Origin of the sequence: methane-oxidizing endosymbiont of Gigantopelta aegis (assembly GCF_016097405.1) — a bacterium.
In the GTDB taxonomy this organism is placed as follows: domain Bacteria; phylum Pseudomonadota; class Gammaproteobacteria; order Methylococcales; family Methylomonadaceae; genus Methylomarinum.
Genome location: NZ_JAEHGD010000001.1, coordinates 1,990,876 through 2,008,323, shown reverse-complemented (window position 1 = coordinate 2,008,323; position 17,448 = coordinate 1,990,876). Strand labels below are relative to the sequence as shown.

Genomic DNA, 17,448 nt, shown 5'->3' with positions numbered 1-17,448 from the left:
TCAGCACCCAGTCCATACCGACAGATTTCAGTCGCAACCCAAAAATCCATTATTGTTGGAAGATCCAGCACCTGCCACGCTGAAACTTACCCACACGTCATCTGTCACATAGCCATGAAATTTCGTTTACCCGCGCTGCTGGCCGGCTGTTTTTTCAGCCTCATCGTTTTTGCAACCGAGCTCGAACATATCAATCTACCTGATATGGGCGACAGTTCCGGTGCATTGATTTCTCCTCAACAGGAACAGGAATTTGGTGCAGCTTTTTTTCGCAGCTTGCATAACCAAGTCGAAATCAATCAGGACACGGAAATTCAGCATTATATTGAAAACCTCGGCCAACAACTGACCAGCCATAGTGACACACCCGGCTATCCGTTTCATTTTTTTGTCGTACTGGATAAAACCATCAACGCCTTTGCTGGTCCTGGCGGCTATATCGGCGTCAATTCCGGCCTAATTCTGCTGACTGAAAGCGAAAGTGAGTTGGCATCGGTAGTCGGCCATGAGATTGCCCATGTCACTCAACGCCATCTATACCGTGCCTTTGAGGCAGCGCGCCGAATGACACTGCCGATGGCCGCCGCCACTCTAGCGGCTATTCTAATCGGCACCCAATCGCCTGCCGCGGGTCAAGCTGCTATGATGGCGGTACAAGCCGGTAGCACTCAGTTTCAAATCAACTTCACCCGCGACAATGAAAAAGAAGCCGACCGAATCGGCATGAAAATCTTGTCCAATTCAAATTATGACCCACGCAGCATGCCGATATTTTTTGAGCGTCTACAACAATCCAGTCGTTTTTATGGCCGCAATATTCCCGAATTTTTACGTACCCACCCCGTATCTGCCTCGCGAATCGCTGATACCCGGGGCCGAGCTGAAAATTATCCTTATCGGCAATATCCAGATTCGCGCGAATACAGCCTGACCAAAGCTAAATTACGCGTACTTACCACCCAAGCTATTGAAAATGCTATTAAATATTTTCAAATTCGCTTACATCAAGGAACCGACTGGCAAAAACATGTCGCCGCCTATGGCCTGGCTTTAGCCTATTTAAAACAAAGACAATTTACCAACGCCTCAGAAATCACCCGGCAATTGGTTCAACATTACCCCGAGCAACCTCAATTCGCCATGCTTAACGCACAAATCGCCTTGCAAAAGCACGATTATGGCCTGGCCTTAGCCCTTTTTGGTAAGGCAATAGGCAAATTCCCAGACAATTTACCGCTTAAGTTTGCTTATATTAGAAGCCTGTTATTAGCCGACCGACCGCAACAGGCCAAAGCTCTGCTCGAAAACGTCTCCCCTGCCTTTAAAACCCGACCTGTTTTTTATCAGTTACGCGCTAAAGCTGAAGCCAAACTTGGCCACGAAGCTGAATCCCAACGCTATTTAGCCGAATACGCTTATGCCACCGGCCAAACCAAAGCGGCTATCATGCACATAAAATTGGCGCAAAAAGCCAAAGACCTGAACTTCTATGTCAAAGCGATTCTGGACGAGAGGCTGCAACAGTTTTTGACTGAACAAAAGCTAAAACAAGCCAGCCGATAAAAAAAGGCATACCCTGCCGGCAATAGTTTGTATTTCAGAATATACTGAAACTTATAAGTCATTGAATTAAAATAGTTAATTTCGAATCGATACTATTTTTAATCAAAATCATTTTTTTTGATGGACATCACAGTTTTTGTTGATATAAAATTGCTTTCAACTTAAGGAGTGAGTACGACGCTATGTCGGAAAAGAGGAGGAAAGCGGCCTGTGAAGGCTAAAAAAATAACAATAATAAATGTAACTGCTTAAATTGCCTGAAGGCAAAACAATATCCAATCCATAATAATAAAAATAAGCTTGGAGATGCCCGCGCTCAGCGGGCTTTTTATTGTTTGATACATTCAAGCGGTAATGACATCCTTGTCACACCCTATCCTTTACAAACTCAAACGTACGCCTACCCATCCCGCTCTAGGTGCGCCGATACCGACAAACTGAGTATCCCGATCACTGATTCCTAACGCATCGGTCAAAACATCGCCCGTATTGGCATATTGACCAAAGTTTTTATATTGGGTATCAAACAGGTTGGTTACCCTGGCAAACAAAGTAATATGTGGATTAAACTGGAACTCTGTTCTGAGATTGACCACGGCATAAGCATTTAACTTACTGCCTTGATTACTCTCGTCTCCCCGCAAGTATTGTGAACCGTTATAAATTACATCCGTCCCCATGGTCCAGCGGTCTAAATAAGTCATCCCTTTAATCACATCATAATCCAGCGCCACTTTAAACATTTGTCGTGGAATACCGGGAATAAAATCACCCTGCTCCACTTGAATATCGCCATTCGCATCCGCTGCAGGATGTGATGGGCTGTTGACCTTAAACGGTGTACGAAACGTCGCTTCCATATAGGTGTAATTTGCTGAATAGCGTAACCTATCAAACGCATCGCCGAAAATACCCAACTCAATACCTTGATGACGGGTTTTACCAACATTATCAAAATAACCGGTGTTAGCGACAACGCCGCCAGTACTTTTGAACAGAATGTCATTTTCATTTTCGGTTCTAAAGACACCGGCGCGCCAATTCAAAGTACCGTCCAGAAAATGGCCAAATTCTCCGCGAAAACCGGTTTCAAAGGTATGTGCGACCACTTGTTTCAACGGGGGATCAGACACAAACGCATTAGGCAGTTTACATGGTGCATCAGGGTCAGAACAGCTTAATTCCATCGGTGTCGGCGCGCGGGTAGACTCGCTATAATTACCATAAAAGCTAACTTCAGGTCTAAAAACATAGGTCAAGCCGGCTGAAGGATTGAAGCGTTGAAACACATGGTAGCCATTCAATTCAGTACCGGCCTGATCCAATAACTTGACACTGGTCTGGTTATAACGACCGGCCACAGTCAGGTTAAGTTTATCGGTCGCCGAAAAGGTTTCACTAAAATAAAGGCTGTAATTTTCGGTTTCTGTATTCAGCCGCACATGCGCTTCCTCGGTTTTTATTCCCGAACCATCAACGCCGCGCTGCGCATTTAATGCGCCTAATTCAGTATCGGCAGAATAATGCACATTGCCTTGGCTGTAAGCGGCACCGACAATGAAGTGATTTTCACGATCCAAGATTTTATAATCAAAGGCCGACTGCAATGAAAATCCAAACGAACGCTGAATGGTCGTTGATGAGTTGTAGGTACCACCATCTACATTATCACCCCATGGAATTGTGCTTCCTGCCAGATCAAGAACTTGCGCGCCATCTTCATCACATACAAGCCTGGCACACTCTTGAAATTCACTGCCATCACCATTCAGACTATTGGTCTTCAAGCGCCTGAAATACATATTGCCGGATAATTCAATATGCTCATTCAGGCTAGTCGCCCCATCGAGTGAGGCCATAAACAAACGGTTGATAGTTTGATCAGGATGGGTAAAAACCGCATCGCGCCGCACTCTGAGCAATTCAACTGGAATCGTACCATTGCCTTTTAAATCATTGTCGGTCGAAAGCAAGGTCAAATCCAGGCTAGACTCAGCACCACGCCAGCTCAGTGCTGCAAACCCCTGCATCACTTCACTGTCAGAAAAATCACGCCAGCCATCCTCATTAAAATAGCGTGCATTCAGAAAAACACCGAATTCACCATTGTTCCAGCCTGAAGTGATTTCTTCAGAATGTCGTCCCCAGGAACCCCCACTGACTTCCAGGTGATGGCCCGGTGCACTGAAGCCGGTTTTGGTTTTTACCGCAATGGCACCACCGAGTGTATTCAAACCAAAAGCTGGATTTGAGCCTGATTGTAAAGTCATTGTATCAATCGCGCCTTCAGGAATTAAATCCCAATGAACGGTATCGCCAAAAACTTCATTGACTCGAATACTGTTCATATAAACAGACAAACCCTGAGGCAAACCCATGAGGGGGGAGGCCGTATAGCCTCTAAATTGCACATCGGGTTGAAAGGGATTGTTCTGGGCATCATTGATATTGACACTGCCTAGATAACGATTCATATAATCGGCTAACGACAGGCTTTGTGATTGTTCAAGTTGTTCAGCGGTTATTTTTTGCACCGGAACAGGCACTTTATCAATCCCTATGCCTGAGCCTTGCAAGGGCGTTACGCCAACTATTTCCATTTTCTCCAACTGAACCGCCTGTTCTTCTGCATAAGCAAGCGGCCCTGCCGACAACAGACCTATAAGTGGTATAAAGTTTTGTAGCTTTTTCATAGGTTTCTTTATCATTTATAAAACGACTATAGTAAACAGACCGATTTTTATTAACCAGACTTGATCAAAAAAAAGGAATTATTCTCGGCGCAACAGACGCAGGTTCATTTTTACAGCATTGGACAAAGAAGCACTTTTTCCTTATATTTCAAATACTTTTATAAAACACACTCGATAGTGGCGAATACAGACCATCTTTACTTCACAAAAGTTCATCCATCGCTTGACACATGCTTGCAATATTTCTATATTAGAATATTAAGATTTACAAAAACAACAGGAGGCTCTTATGCCCGACTTAACTGAAGAAGAACGCAAAAAGATTCTAAACGGAAAACCGATTGGTACGTGGATACTGATGCTAACCGTAGGTATCAGCATGGTTATCGGCTGGTTATTCCTTTATTACGGCGTCTTTATTCCACGCGGAATTGTCAATTAGGGGGATACCATGCATATTGATCCGCTCGAAAAAAAATGGGGCCAGATTATCCTTGTCATCTGTGCATTTTTTGTTGGCATCATTCTGTTTGAAGCACTGTTCCATAGCGTGAATGCACCGAGTAATGTCGAAACTATAGACTCAACAAAACTGCATTTGAGCCAGGAGTTTGCCGAAGACAAGCTCGGTGTCAATACCGATGATAAAGGAAATATTGTTGTGCGCATGGTGGCCGGACGTTATTCGTTCTTCCCGAAAGAAATTGTGGTTCCGGCTGAAACGAAGCTGACGTTTCGCTGGGTCAGCATGGATGTTTTGCATGGCGTCCATATCCCGATGACCAACATGAGCACCATGGTTGTCCCCGGCTTCGTCGCCGAAGTTGAAACATCATTTCCAACACCGGGGGATTATCCGGTGTTATGTAATGAATATTGTGGACTCGGCCATGATCAAATGTGGAGCCGCATTAAAGTCGTCGAAAAAGAACAATGGCTCGCCCAACATTCCGCTTCGAAAGGAGGCCAAAACAATGATTGATAATACTGTTCGAAAACTGGCACTGGGCAACATGTCCGTTGCTTTTATTGCGTTCATCCTGGCCTGCTTTATGGGCGAGTTTCAAGTCCTAGAACGCAGTGGTTTGTTTGACTCTTTAAGCTCGCCATCCGTTTATTTTGCGTCAGTGAGTACCCATGGCGTATTAATGGCCTATGTACTGACGACATTTTTTATCATGGGATTTGGTTATTTTACCGCCCACACTGCCTTAAACAAACCAATCTGGAATCCTGGCCTGGCCTGGGGCGGTTTCTGGCTCAGTCTGTTCGGCACCGTATTAGCCGCCATTCCGTTATTAACCGGTAAAGCATCCGTGCTTTATACGTTTTATCCACCGGTTCAGGCCCATCATTTATTTTATCTCGGAGCAACCTTATTGATTGTCGGCTCCTGGGTCTGGTGTGCAGGGCAATCGGGTTTAAATTACACCAAGAATCTTGAGTAAATAATCATTATCCCACCCTGCCATCATTCGCTTGGTTTTTACACCGACTTTGGCCGTTTCCTCGGCTTTTATTAAATTTAAGGCCATGTGTCGAATGACAGCTAAGTTTGAAGCACTATATCCTTTGCGGGTTCGGTTGCTATCCTCATCAAAAGCAAGATCAAGAACCCAATGCAAGTTATTTTCAATCGCCCAATGAGCGCGAACAGCATGCTCTAACTTGTTTGGATCGTTTGCGCTTAAACTGCTTATAAAATAGCGTGTTTCCTCGGTTATTTTTTCATCCACTTCTCTTGTGGCTGTGACGGCAATAATACTTTTTAATCCTGACCAGGAATGCTCCTTTTTAACCATTCAATCTCATCCGTGACACGAACAGAACGCGTTTCAATTCGCCCATGCTCACCATTGACGGTTTTTGTGGCAATTTCTGGCGATAAAGCGGATGTAAAATAGGCCTTTACATCCTCATGTAAGGTGCCATGATTTCCTTTTAAACTCAAAACATAGTCACCGCCTTGGTCGATAATCTGTTTGGCTATTTTCTTTTGGCACCCCATTGCATCAATTGTAATCAAAGCGCCTGCAATATCCAAACGCGACAGAAGTTTGGGTATGGCCGTAATTTCATTGGATTTATCATCCACTTTCGCCTGACCTAAAACCAAACTGTTTTTCCGCGACCAGGCGCTCACCATATAGATGGCTGACTTATTTGAGGCTTTATCAATACTGCGCCTTAAGCATTTGCCATCCATTGCAATAATATCTTCTTCTTCAACCAAGTCCGCTAGATCGGCCACCCAGTTTGAGAAGCATTGACTAAATTGTTCCGTATCTATGGCGGCAAAAACAGCACCCAACGTATCATGTGAAGGATTCCATTTTCTAAACCAAGCTGTTCAGTGAACCAGCTTTCTTTAGCCTTCCAAATTTTTCAATGGCCACCCAGTTATCGGCTCCACAAATAGTCGCACACAAGGTGATGAAAAATATATCAGTGAGTTGATGCTTCTTTCGCCGATCTACTCTTGGATCAGCAATCGTTGAAAAATGGTGGATAATTGAGGCCGTTGGGGTAACTGTCATTTATAATCAAAATGATAAAACCAATACCTTATCTAAATTATAATTTCAACCCTTTTTTAAACCCGATTGCCCTGGTCTGGTGTGCGATCATGATTGTCATGTTCTTGCAATGGAAACAAGAAAACCCTGACAAGACAGTACCATTAGCCATGTTTGCCACCACATTCAATGCCATGCTCTGGCTATGGACTAGCGCGGGTGTTGCACTGGAATCGGTCTTTTAATATTACCGTGGGCATTAGGGCTGACTGACACTATCGACGTTGGACTCGCGCGCACACTTTTGCCTGGACCTTACACCCTATCGTTTATTTTTGGCTGATTCCAGCTTACACGGCCTTTTATGTATTCGTGCCTAAACAGGCAGGATCTTACCTATTCAGTGACGAAGCCGCCCGAGTTGCCTTCATTGTGCTGGTTGTATTCAGTCTGCCTATCGGTTTCCATCATTTATATATGGATCCTGAGCAAGCTAAGGGTTGGAAATTATTGCATATGGTCGGCACCTTCATCGTCTCTACACCGACATTGCTCACAGGCTTTACCGTCATCGCCGCATTAGAAATTGCAGGGCGTCTTAGAGGTGGTAAAGGCATATTTGGCTGGATTGGTACCCTGCCGTGGACTAATCCCATGGTTCTCGCGACTATTTTGTCGTTACTGATGCTAGGGGCTGTTGCCATTTCACATAGGTAACCATAAAAAGGCGCAAGCCAGAGCGATAGAGCCTTCAAAATTTCGTTTGAGTTTGTCATATCGCGTGGCGATCGCTCTGAAATGCTTAAGTCTTGCAAACACATTTTCAACGAGATGGCGATATTTGTAGAGACACCAATCCATTTCATCATTTCCCCGAGTTGAATTCTTTTTTCTTGGGATAACAGGAACAGCCCTTTGTCTTTAATTTGAAGACGTAATGCTTCACTGTCATAGCCTCTGTCAGCAACTATATAGTCACCTTTTGGGAGCTCTGCAACTAATTTCGGTGCTTCTTTACAGTCATGAACTTCGCCGCCTGTCACTGAGAAATGAATAGGAAGACCACAGGCATCAACGGCCATATGAATTTTACTGGTGTTCCCGGCGACAGATTTCCCTATCGCTGTTTCTTGTTCACAGGCCGCACCACTACTATGCTGATGTGCTTTCACAATACTCCCATCAATAAATTCCCATTCCAGGTCTGGATCAACAACCAAGGCGTTAAAAATACCCATCAGTTTTTCTTTACGAGACCAGTCATTGAATCGTTTATATACCGCATTCCAATTACCAAAAGCCGTGGGTAAATCTCTCCAGGGACAACCTACTCGCAAGCGATAAAAAATACCTTCGACTGTTTTTCGAAGACAAGGTTTGTCATAAATTCCCATTTTCAACATAATTATCTTCAGTTTCTCCCAAAGTTCATCCGTAAGCAGTTGTCGCGGCATAGTTTGCTTGTTTTTGAGTCAAAATAAACAATCTATGTGGCGGAGTTATTGAATTTCAAGGGGATTTTCAAAACGGCAACAGCCCCTAATTTTTGGTGGTTTTGGCGGCATTATTAATGCCAGTTACGCCATGAATGCGATGATCCATAATACGGCTTGGGTTCCGGGCCACTTCCATCTTATTTTTGCCGGTACTACCGTCATCATGTATTTTGCTATTGCTTATTACATCTGGCCGATATTGACTAAAAACCTTTGTTCTCCAACAAATTGACATTATTGCAACTATGGACTTGGTTCATCGGTATGAGCATCCTGACGACACCTTGGCATATTTTGGGCTTACTCGGCCAACCCCGCCGGATTTCGACGGTTGTTTACAACAACTTACTGACTTTATCGTGGAAACCTTATGAGATCGCGATGATTTTGGCGGCATGGTTCTATTAGCCTCAGCATGCTTATTTATTTATATCTTGTTCAAAACACAGTTTAGTTCATCCACAGAGGTATATGAACAACCGGTTGAATACGCCGAAGCCCTGCACCCTTCAGCGTCAGTACCTGAATATCTGAATGACATTAAACTCTGGAATAAAGTCATTGCTGTGTTGATGTTAATCAGCTTTGGCTTTCCGATCCTGCAGTTCTTCCTGATGGATACTTACGACTCAAGCGCCTGGGGGTATTGATATGAAATATTTTTAAGCTTACTGTTAGTGCTCGCCCCTGTTTACGGTATGGCCGAGCCATCCACGAATATCGCATGGACGCCAGAATTGCTGGAATTTATCAAACAAGGCGATGCCCAAAAAGGCAAACAACTGGCACAAACCTGTGCAGGTTGTCACGGCGAAAATGGTATCAGCCCAATGGACAGCTATCCTTCGCTAGCCGGTCAATTAGCAACTTATACCTACAAACAGCTGCGTGATTATGCTGATGGTAAACGCACCCATATGTTGATGAATTCCGTCGCTGCCGGCTTATCTGAACAAGACTCTGCCGACATTGCAGCCTGGTTCGCATCCTTGCCAGCGCCTGAGAATAAGGCCGATAACAAAACCACTCTAAAACAAGCCGAAATACTGGTGACACGGGGCAATGGCAAAAAATCATTCCACCCTGCTTTACTTGCCATGGCAGCCAGGGTCAAGGAGAAAAACAAGATATTCCAGCATTATCTGGTCAAAACCCCGGCTATTTTATAGCCACCCTTAAAGAATACAAAAATGGCGCACGTCATAACGACGTATACGCCCGTATGCGCTTGATTGCAGAACAGTTAAGCGACGAGGACATTCGTCAATTAGCACACTATTATTACCAACTCAGGAGGTAGATCATGCAGCCCCGTACTTTATATCTTCTTGTAGCCAGCTTGTTGCTCAGTCAAACAGGCTTAGCGCGTATTGTTCCATACCGGCCAGATAATCAACAGGCGGAACAAAAAATCCGCAGGAAATGTTTAACCTGATTCGTAACGGGCCGGTTGAAAATATTACCGATCAAAAACAAAAACCTAAAATGACTAGGGGCTGTTGCCGTTTTGAAAATCCCCCTTGAAATATTTATGACAAACCTTGTCTTCGAAAAACAGTCGAAGGTATTTTTTATCGCTTGCGAGTAGGTTGTCCCTGGAGAGATTTACCCACGGCTTTTGGTAATTGGAATGCGGTATATAAACGATTCAATGACTGGTCTCGTAAAGAAAAACTGATGGGTATTTTTAACGCCTTGGTTGTTGATCCAGACCTGGAATGGGAATTTATTGATGGGAGTATTGTGAAAGCACATCAGCATAGTAGTGGTGCGGCCTGTGAACAAGAAACAGCGATAGGGAAATCTGTCGCCGGGAACACCAGTAAAATTCATATGGCCGTTGATGCCTGTGGTCTTCCTATTCATTTCTCAGTGACAGGCGGCGAAGTTCATGACTGTAAAGAAGCACCGAAATTAGTTGCAGAGCTCCCAAAAGGTGACTATATAGTTGCTGACAGAGGCTATGACAGTGAAGCATTACGTCTTCAAATTAAAGACAAAGGGCTGTTCCTGTTATCCCAAGAAAAAGAATTCAACTCGGGGAAATGATGAAATGGATTGGTGTCTCTACAAATATCGCCATCTCGTTGAAAATGTGTTTGCAAGACTTAAGCATTTCAGAGCGATCGCCACGCGATATGACAAACTCAAACGAAATTTTGAAGGCTCTATCGCTCTGGCTTGCGCCTTTTTATGGTTACCTATGTGAAATGGCAACAGCCCCTATAACATTACCATCAATTACGAGCTGGGCATGCATTGTACGGGGTTTGACTTTTCCTACTGCTGTATCCTGCCACCGTATAACTCAATCCAGAGCCAGGTCGTTAAAACAGCTCGCAGTCCTTACGATTTTCCACAGCTTTTAAAAGCCGACCCGAATGACCCGACCGTTCTGGTGGATGGGAATAAACGCATGAAACTGGAATATGGCCATATCGACAATACCTTTTCTGAAGGGACCAAACTGGCCTATTGGAATATTCCTTATGACGTCAATAAAGATGGTAAATACAGCGATAATGAAAATGTTGGCAATGCTTATTTCACCCATCTTTATATCTACAAAGACCTGAAAGGCAGCAACCCGAAACATACCAGTAAAGACAGCGAAAAATTACGGATTGGTATTGAACTACCGATTCCACGCGACGCCGGCCCTTCCGGACAACCCTTAAAAAATGGCCATTTACACTATACCGGCGATACCGGCACCATCGTTTATACCAAATCATCGGTGCTGGATAACGTGCCTATCGTACTCACCAATCCCGGCATCTGGGATGCACTCGGTTTGCCACTGACGCCATTTTATGATGAATTGATGAAAAAAAGCCCTTTGGAAATCGTGGAAAGCGATATCCGCCCTTACCAGGAGGCCTGGGTGGGCTTGGTCGATGCTAAAAGCGGCAAACCGGTTATCGACAGCCATACCGGGAAACCCATTAAATTTATCGGCACCAATCCCATCGATGTTCCCAACTGTGCAAACTGCCATTCTAATGAGAATGCCAACGGCGACACCTTCACTTTATATAAACAGGAAAAAACATTCTGGAAAAGCCTCGGTGCCAGCGAATATATGGCTAATCTGAAAGCGACCTCCATTTCCATCCTGCAAATCCACGATGCCCGTCATGGCACGCAATTTCTGGCCAAATACGACCCAACCAGTCGCTCAACCCAAAACCGCCTGGGCAGCGACCCGGTACTGTGCCAACAATGTCATGCCGACAATGTGATCGGCGTTTTACAATCAAAAGGCATTGCCCAGGTACTCAGTGGCAGTAAAAAACGTGAGTCTTGGGATACACCTATCGTCGCCTTATCCGAGGCTTTACACCGCGTACACCAAACCATGAGGCCTCTGCCTGATTCTAAAGGTCGTACTGGCACCTGCGCGGGCTGTCACCCGGCTCATAGACAAGATGGCAGCATGGATGGTTATCCGATTACGCCAGACGGTCAAAACACCTATGCCCAAGCTGATAATCGTGACACTGAGGGCGGCTGTTTCGCAGGTCGGGATGTCCATTCCAATCCTAACAAAGACAAAGACGGCGTCGGGACGCCAGAGCATTTGAATGCCATCGGCAAATGGATGCAAGCCAATGTTTCCAAAATCGGCAACGGTGAAGGTGGCAAAGGCATGTGGTGCACTAACTGTCATAATCAGTTGTCACGGGAATTGTATCAACGCGACAATTTGATCAATGCCTTTCAGCAAACCGGCGAAACGATTCGTAATTTGCCACTGGACAAGATTGCTTTAGCGCTTGGCGTCGATAGCGAAACACTGATCAATAAATATCTGGACCCTAAAGTTGTCTTGGATGAAAAAGGCCACGACACACCCGGAAAATCCGGTATTTTACTCACCTGGTCGAAAAAACGGATGACACCCGATATTGCTGTCATCGCCACTAAAGACGGGCAACCGTTAATTCGTAAAGATGAAGATGGTGATGCCAATGTTGTCATCTTGTCAGCCAATCCAACCGCCATTCTGTCGGAGCTGGATTTGCCGAAAGATGCCACCGGCATTACTGCTGTACCTTATAGCGCGGCAACGGATGGACGTGACTACTGGCTGTCTCCAGGCTCGCCGCATTGTGCTGACTGCCATGAAGCCCCCTTTGTCGAAGGCCAAGGCGGGGTTGCCTTTCCAATCAACCAACCGGGTAAATACAGTCTGATGCGTTACTCTAAAGGTCATGCCGGTTTAGCCTGTCAGGCCTGCCATGAATCGATTCATGGCTTGTATCCGGTCACACCTGACGTTGATACCACCACTTACAAGCAAGCCGCGCAATACAACCCTGATGGCAGTCATGGGCCTCTGCTGTGCGCTTCGTGTCATGAAGTCAACAAATCGGGTGTACCACTGGTTGCTGAAGCCTTGACCTGGAAAGGCAAAAAAATCAAGGATGATCTCGACGCAGCGATCACCTGGATTCATGGCAATGCCCATGACTTAGGTGGCAAAAATCTGCATTAATCATCTTCTCAATCCGGCCCGAGCCCGGGCCGGATTTATTTGCTTTTTCCACAGAGTCTTTTTGTATGCTAAAAATGATGATAAAAAAATACTTAACAACCTTTTTGCTGAGCGCTAGCCTTTGCTCTACGGCAATGGCTGAAACCATCCTGGTCACGATAGGACAGGCCGGACAGGTCACCGACCAGCAACTGGAAGCCGCCATGAAAGCGGCCCCTTTCGCCACACAATTTCCCAGCCTGGATGAAAAAGACCAAGCCTATTTACGCGGTGATATGCTGTTACGCTTAGCTCAAGCCGAAGCCTTATATCAGGAAGCCCTGACACAAAAAATTCCTGAGTCAGATGTTTTTAAACAGGAAATGAGCAATTTTAAAACCAGTCTGTTGGCACAACGCTATCTACTCAAGCTCGGAAAATCCATTCAGGTGCCTGATGATATTGCGCAACAACTGGAACAAAACACCCAAAACAACAGCGACGCCTTAAAAGCCGCCCGTTCGGCCTATATCGCCAAACGCTTTAACGCACTCAAAACCGAAAAACTCAACGCCTTGCGCCAACAAGCGAATGTCAAAACCTATTTTGACCATCTTGATAACGCACAAGCTGATACCGTACTCGCTGAAGGCAAAGGCTTTAAAATCCATTACGGTGACTTTGTGCCCAATACCGCGATCTCGGTTGACAATGCCCGCATCAAACAAAAAGTTGAACAATGGATAGAGCTGATTTTAATGGCAAAAGCCGCACAAGCCGACGGCATCTCACTGGATAATCAATTACAAGACTACGCGCATAACCTCGCTATCCGTCTATTACTGGCCCAACAAGAACAACAGTGGATACCAGACGAACAGGTGCTGCTCGATTATTTTCAACAACACCCCAAAATCGGCTATATTCCAGAACGCCGTCAGATTGGCCAAATTGTCCTCGCCAGCCAGAAACAAGCCGAAGAAATTCGGCAACGCATTATGAATGGTGAAAGTCTATTCACCTTAGCTGGACTTTACAGCGTAGACCCTTATGGCCGCCAACGCTCCGGTGACATGGGCTGGCTGACAGAAGGCAGCGGCAGCCCAGAAATTGAAGCCGCGTTGAAACAGCTTAAAAATGACGAAATCAGTCCGATTATCAAAACCAAAAAAGGCTGGCATATCATCACCATCGTCGATCGCAAACCCGCCGAACAGAAAAACTATAATGCCGTCAAAGACCGAGTTAAACAAAAGCTGTTGGCTGAAAAAATGACCGCATACCTAAAACAAATCACCGAAAAACACCCGCTGCAGTGGCAAATACCTCAACATACTCCACATTAGTGCACCATGCATTCAGCCGGTTTATTCACTGCCTTGTTCAACTGGCTGAAAGCCACCCCGAATCGCCATTCACATTAGGCAAGCCATTGTTCCACAGCTTCAGCCGATAAGGGCCGGCTGAATAAATAGCCTTGATAAACATGACAGCCCGACTCAAACAGAAAGTCCACCTGTGTCGTCAGCTCCACACCTTCAGCAATAACGCTTAATCCCAGGCTTTGGGCCAGGGAAACAATAGCCTGGCAAATAGCGGCATCTTCCTTGTTAGTGTCGCATTCACTGACAAAAGAACGATCGATTTTCAATTTGTCCAATGGGAATTTTTTTAGATAGCTCATTGATGAGTATCCAGTTCCAAAATCATCAATAGAAAACTCTATCCCCAGTTTTTTAAGCTTTTGCATCTGCTTGATACAAATATCCACATTAGTTGCCAAAATAGATTCAGTAATTTCCAACTCTAACATGTCGCCGGATAATTGATAGCGCCGTAAACAACCGGCTACCTGATGGTATAAATCTGGATGGAGAAAGTCTTTTCCCGACAGGTTGACAGCCACAGGCGGCACGATCAAGCCTTGTTGTTGCCAAGCTTGAATCTGATGGCAAACAGTATCCAGAATCCAAAAAGTCACCTGACTGATTTGGCCAGTTTCCTCCAGAATAGGAATAAAATCAGCGGGTGACACCATGCCTTTCTCAGGATGACGCCAACGCAACAAGGCTTCAAAGCCTACGGTATTTTCCTGACTCTTGTTAATCTTTGGCTGATACTCAATAAAAAACTGTTGTTGTTCGAGAGCCTGGTTGAGTGCAGCCTGATATTCAAAGCGAAGGTTACTACTGTCCTTTAATGCCTTATAAAAAAAGCAGTATTGGTTTTTCCCCAGCCTTTTCGCTTCATACATGGCCATATCAGCATTTTGAATCAATTGATCGGCCGAAACCTGGCCGTTTTTCGAATCAGCAATGCCAATACTGACCCGAATCACCAAGCGTTCATTTTCAACTTCAAAAGGCGCTCTAAATTCTTCAATAATTTTCTGCGCTCGCTGGGTGATAAATTGTCGGCTTTCCACGCCACAGAACAAGATAATGAACTCATCACCTCCCCAGCGACAAATAAAATCATCCTCTCGAACAATCTCCTTAAGTTTCTGGGTAACATGGCATAACACTTGATCACCAATATCATGACCTAATGAATCATTAATCGCCTTGAAACCATCTAAGTCCAAAAACATCAGCATCAACCCTTGCTGCTGTTTCCTGGCTCGCTGCATTTCATAGTTTAATTTACTAATAAAATAACTCCGGTTACTCAGCCCGGTCAGGCTGTCGTAGTAGGCGAGGTGTTTCAAGCGGTCTTGAAGCACCAACTGTCGGGTAATGTCACGGATATGAAAGGTAAATTCTTTTTTGCCATTGTGTTTATCTGCCACCTTGGTAATGCTTAATTCGGCATCGAATTCTTGATGATGTAAACGCAATAAAACGGTCTGATTGCGATGATTCAATAGCCATTGACCCTTTTCGGAAAATTCATTTTCCAGACTTTTTCTAAATGCAGCCCGTAGTCGCTCAGGTAAAAACAGTTCAATAAAATTTTGTTGCCAAACCACTTCTTGACCAACTCCAAAACATTTTTCCGCAGCAGGATTAAATTCCTGAATATTACCCTCGGCATCAATACTAACGATACTGTCTAAAGCTGAATCAAGAATAGCATCTTTACGAGATTCACTATTTTGAAAGGCTTTAATCGCTTCTTCACGAATACCGATTTCCTGTTTAACCCGCGCCAGGACTTTGTTATATTGTTGTGCAATCAGACCCGATTCGGTAAAAGGTTCTACAGTTACCGGCTGATCGAAGTTTCCCGATTTTTCTTGTGCCAGCATGGCATTCATCAAATCATGAATTTCAGTCATCGCACCATGTTCAGCTATATTCAATCCTTCTTGCTCATCGTTTACCGACACGCGTAATGGATAAAAACGGTTAAGTAAGCGCAGCAGAAAATAACTACAAATAAAAACATAAGCACCAATACAAATAACCCCGATCAACTGGACGAAAAATTGTTGCGCTAAATTTAACCCGGTTGACCAACTTGCCGGGTCACTGAAAAAAGGAAATGCCAATGTCCCCCAGATCCCTGCAAACAGATGCACGGGAATTGCACCAACCGCATCATCTATCTTGAGTTTTTCCAGCAATCTATCGCCATAAAAGGTCAATATACTGCCACCCATGCCGATAATCATTGCGGCAATGGCGGAAACCAGATGGCAGGATGCGGTAATCGCCACCAGCCCTGCTAATACACCATTGATACCATCCAGAATATGAATCTGCTTTTGTGTCACACCCGATAAAACCACTCCGGTCAAGCCGCCCCATAAAGCGGCTAACAAGGTATTCAATAAAATGTTGGGTACTTGCTGATTTAACGCCAGCGCACTACCACCATTAAAGCCAAACCAGCCAATCCAAAGCAATAACACGCCGACGACCGATAAAGCCAAATTACTGCCGGCGATTTTGCCGTGTTCAAAACGCCCGATTCTAGGACCTAACACCAGCACTGCCGCCAGTGCACACCAACCACCGACAGAGTGCACGATGGTTGATCCTGCAAAATCAATAAATCCCAATTGCCCCAGCCACCCCCATTTCTCATTTTGCTGACTGCCAGCCCAGGCCCAGTGCCCCACGACCGGATAAAGTATTGCTGACATCATTAACGCAATCAGTAAATACGCCATAAACCGCATGCGTTCAGCGACTGCTCCAGACACAATCGTGATGGCTGTGCCGCAAAACATCAGCTGAAACAAAAAGAATGCAGTAAAAAAAGTGTTGTTGCTTGCGGAAAAAAGAAAATAATTATGCCCAACCACACCGGCCCAACTGTCACCAAACATCAAAGCAAAGCCAAACAGCCAATAAACGGCCCCCGCCACACAAAAATCCATTAGATTTTTTATCGCCACATTGATACTGTTTTTGCTTCTGACCAAGCCAGTTTCAAGACAAATAAAACCAACCTGCATAAACAACACTAAAATGGCACAAAAAATAATCCAGAAAATATCAAGCATTTTTATTTGTTATTGAAGTTTCAAAGTTCAATGAATTAAGAATAGACTATTGACTCTAAATAAATCACGCATTCTAAAGAGGTATACTATTGGAAACTTAAAAATCCAACACAGGCCAGTAGAATGCTTATGCATCGTGCCATAAAAGCCACTGAACCGCCACCCCTGACGGTTGGCACTTTTTCACGGTAAATAGGCGGATTCAACTCGGAACGACAATTTCACGCATTAAAAATGACAAGTCCTTTTCAGA

Annotated in this window: 10 protein-coding genes and 5 pseudogenes; 11 read left to right on the top strand and 4 right to left on the bottom strand. The window is 44.7% G+C overall.

All coding sequences use genetic code 11. The features are described 5' to 3' along the window. Positions 1-114: 114 nt before the first annotated feature. Positions 115-1,563, top strand: a complete 1,449-nt coding sequence (locus JEU20_RS10105) for a M48 family metalloprotease (RefSeq protein WP_198245513.1) — start codon at positions 115-117, stop codon at positions 1,561-1,563. A gap of 380 nt (positions 1,564-1,943) precedes the next feature. Here the strand turns inward: JEU20_RS10105 and JEU20_RS10100 are convergent, their stop codons facing one another. Continuing rightward, positions 1,944-4,256 carry a TonB-dependent receptor gene (locus tag JEU20_RS10100; protein WP_198245511.1) on the bottom strand — a complete coding sequence of 771 codons (2,313 nt, stop codon included), beginning with the start codon at positions 4,254-4,256 and terminating at the stop codon, positions 1,944-1,946. 289 nt (positions 4,257-4,545) lie between these two features. Here JEU20_RS10100 and JEU20_RS10095 point away from each other — a divergent pair, with 289 nt between their 5' ends. The 3 genes and pseudogenes from JEU20_RS10095 to JEU20_RS10085 form a co-directional block, all read left to right on the top strand. Then, positions 4,546-4,698 (top strand): hypothetical protein, encoded by a 153-nt coding sequence (locus tag JEU20_RS10095; protein ID WP_198245509.1) that lies wholly within the window; start codon positions 4,546-4,548, stop codon positions 4,696-4,698. Positions 4,699-4,707: 9 nt separating this feature from the next. Next, positions 4,708-5,238, top strand: coding sequence for a cupredoxin domain-containing protein (locus tag JEU20_RS10090; protein WP_198245507.1), 531 nt, complete (start codon positions 4,708-4,710; stop codon positions 5,236-5,238). Beyond that, positions 5,231-5,662: pseudogene (locus JEU20_RS10085) on the top strand (cbb3-type cytochrome c oxidase subunit I); the annotation flags it as partial. The gene JEU20_RS10090 and the pseudogene JEU20_RS10085, both read left to right, overlap by 8 nt. Before the next feature lie 15 nt (positions 5,663-5,677). Here the strand turns inward: JEU20_RS10085 and JEU20_RS10080 are convergent. After that, positions 5,678-6,793: pseudogene (locus JEU20_RS10080) on the bottom strand (ISAs1 family transposase). 77 nt (positions 6,794-6,870) lie between these two features. On the opposite strand from JEU20_RS10080, the pseudogene JEU20_RS10075 reads away from it, so the two are divergent. Continuing rightward, positions 6,871-7,462 (top strand): annotated as a pseudogene (locus JEU20_RS10075) (cbb3-type cytochrome c oxidase subunit I); the annotation flags it as partial. Between the two features lie 15 nt (positions 7,463-7,477). Here JEU20_RS10075 and JEU20_RS10070 read toward each other — a convergent pair. Further along, positions 7,478-8,226 (bottom strand): IS5 family transposase gene (locus JEU20_RS10070; RefSeq protein ID WP_245395175.1). Its coding sequence is split into 2 segments (ribosomal slippage): positions 7,478-7,695 and positions 7,695-8,226, totalling 750 coding nucleotides; the frame shifts between segments, so codons are not numbered across the junction. An 85-nt stretch (positions 8,227-8,311) separates the two neighbouring features. Here JEU20_RS10070 and JEU20_RS10065 point away from each other — a divergent pair. From JEU20_RS10065 to JEU20_RS10045, 6 genes and pseudogenes are all read left to right on the top strand, one after another. Next, positions 8,312-8,918 (top strand): annotated as a pseudogene (locus JEU20_RS10065) (cbb3-type cytochrome c oxidase subunit I); the annotation flags it as partial. 48 nt (positions 8,919-8,966) lie between these two features. Continuing rightward, positions 8,967-9,437, top strand: coding sequence for a c-type cytochrome (locus JEU20_RS10060; RefSeq protein ID WP_342590490.1), 471 nt, complete (start codon positions 8,967-8,969; stop codon positions 9,435-9,437). Then, entirely contained in the window at positions 9,341-9,568 is a 228-nt protein-coding gene (locus JEU20_RS15620; protein ID WP_342590505.1) for a c-type cytochrome, read from the top strand. Before JEU20_RS10060 ends, JEU20_RS15620 begins: the two co-directional genes overlap by 97 nt. A gap of 227 nt (positions 9,569-9,795) precedes the next feature. Next, a pseudogene (locus JEU20_RS10055) lies at positions 9,796-10,477 on the top strand (IS5 family transposase); the annotation flags it as partial. A gap of 45 nt (positions 10,478-10,522) precedes the next feature. After that, entirely contained in the window at positions 10,523-12,766 is a 2,244-nt protein-coding gene (locus JEU20_RS10050) for a cytochrome c3 family protein (protein WP_198245503.1), read from the top strand. A 74-nt stretch (positions 12,767-12,840) separates the two neighbouring features. Further along, on the top strand, positions 12,841-14,091 hold the full coding sequence (locus JEU20_RS10045) for a peptidylprolyl isomerase (protein WP_214657299.1): 1,251 nt from the start codon (positions 12,841-12,843) through the stop codon (positions 14,089-14,091). A gap of 74 nt (positions 14,092-14,165) precedes the next feature. Here the strand turns inward: JEU20_RS10045 and amt are convergent, their stop codons facing one another. Beyond that, positions 14,166-17,195, bottom strand: coding sequence for an ammonium transporter (amt, locus tag JEU20_RS10040; protein WP_198245499.1), 3,030 nt, complete (start codon positions 17,193-17,195; stop codon positions 14,166-14,168). Between the last annotated feature and the right edge of the window lie 253 nt (positions 17,196-17,448).